The sequence below is a fragment of the Blautia caecimuris genome, from assembly GCF_024622975.1.
Classification (GTDB): Bacteria; Bacillota; Clostridia; order Lachnospirales; family Lachnospiraceae; genus Blautia_A; species Blautia_A caecimuris.
The window spans coordinates 1-1,573 of record NZ_JANJZT010000084.1 but is presented as its reverse complement, the minus strand read 5'-3'; the positions used below and the strand labels follow the sequence as shown (position 1 = coordinate 1,573).

Below are 1,573 nucleotides of genomic sequence, written 5' to 3'. Positions count from 1 at the left end.
CTTGAGTTTCCGCAAAATGTAATTTCAAAATGAATAGAATCTCCTAAAGTGTCAATCTGCCGATTTTTGAAATTTTAAGAAAGGCAGTTCCGTGAATAGAGACACTTTAATAAGCCCTGTCAGAACCGGACTTTTGGGAGAACTATTCTTTTATCTATTTAAGCGGCTAGCTTAAGGCAGAGTTGACGGTATGCCGGACGTTTTGTCCGGAACCAAAGCCTGACGCCCTCTTTTGCATAAGAAAGTATGCCTGAGATGCCTTTTGCCAGCCGGTAATAGCAGAAAAAAACTTTTTCCTTTACAGGATTTGCTGCCTTTATGATGGAAACCTTAAGGGCATTGGTCTCTGATTCCATTGAAATCATTGCAAGAAATGCCATGCATAAGGTGATATAAAAATTAAGCGCGTTGATTGCCTTCAGCTTACGCACACGAAAGTTCTCGAACTGGAACATCTGCTTTTTACAGCGGAAATATTCTTCGATTTTCCAGCGGGAAAAGTAAGTCCTTGCCACCCGGATTATATCATCTTTCGATTTGATTTCTTTATTAGTAACAAGCATCATCGGATGTTCGGTAATGCCGTAAACAAGCACAAGAAAAATGTCCTTTCTGGATGCAGTAATCTGTACTTTGACATGTGAAAGGTAGGCTTCATGGTTTTTGCCCTTGTAAAAAACATTTGTTTTCACCTTCCCTTTCCTGCGATTACGAAGTTCTGTAGCCTTTGTCCATTTGTTATGGTACAAAAGCTTACGATTAGACTTTAAACGGATCACATAATCTTGTCCGAGTTCATCCAACTTCAGAAACATCTTATTGTCATCGTAGCCTCTGTCCATGACAAAAGTGGCTTTGCCAAAGAGAGAGTTTCCCTGTTCAATTGCTTGGAAAGTAATTGTATTTGCAGATTTATAGTCTTTTTCATGAGACGAATGTATTTTAGAAAAAATACTAACAGGATGATTGGCGGAAGTAAGAATGCAAGCCTCGGTTACATGATAACCTTTTTTATAAACGCTTTTAGTGGATGTACTTTCTGAACCATCGCGGACAATTCCAAGTGATTCAAATTTATAGCCATCCGGCTTAACAACATCACTGTCATCAATGTAAATGATAGGTTCAGAAGAACTCCATTTTTTAACTTGTTGTAGGTAAGCGGAAGCAGCGGATGCAGACACACCTTTTTCAAGGTGTCTAGATAAACGATCAACAACGTTTATCTTTTTGGAAGGTTCGTGAAGCTGATCACAGACATCCGTTAACAGGCAACTTCCGGAAGCCAGCATACCATAGGTAATGTCAGCTGTAAATTTTCTTTCAGGCTTTGAAAGTTTTCTTGAAAATTTCTTTGTAAAAGTTAAAATTTTTCGTTTCAAAATGTAAGTGTTTGATGTAAAATGAGACATAAGGAATCCCCTTTCTTTTTGTTTAGTAAGATTTTTGGTTGGTAGCTTAATTTTACATCAAAAAGGGAGAAGATTCCTTATATTTTAGGCATTTTTTAAAAGTTGTTTATAATGATATATTACAAAACAGGTGACTGTGGATAAAACTGCGGAAACTCAAG

General features: G+C 37.4%; 1 protein-coding gene. It reads right to left on the bottom strand.

The genetic code is table 11. The features are described from left to right. Window positions 1-158: 158 nt before the first annotated feature. Entirely contained in the window at window positions 159-1,412 is a 1,254-nt protein-coding gene (locus NSA57_RS19400) for a transposase (RefSeq protein WP_171026699.1), read from the bottom strand. Window positions 1,413-1,573: the final 161 nt, after the last annotated feature.

Excerpts from the sequence above, each read along its gene's own strand:
- NSA57_RS19400 (WP_171026699.1), bottom strand. The coding sequence starts at position 1,412 with ATGTCTCATTTTACATCAAACACTTACATTTTGAAACGAAAAATTTTA.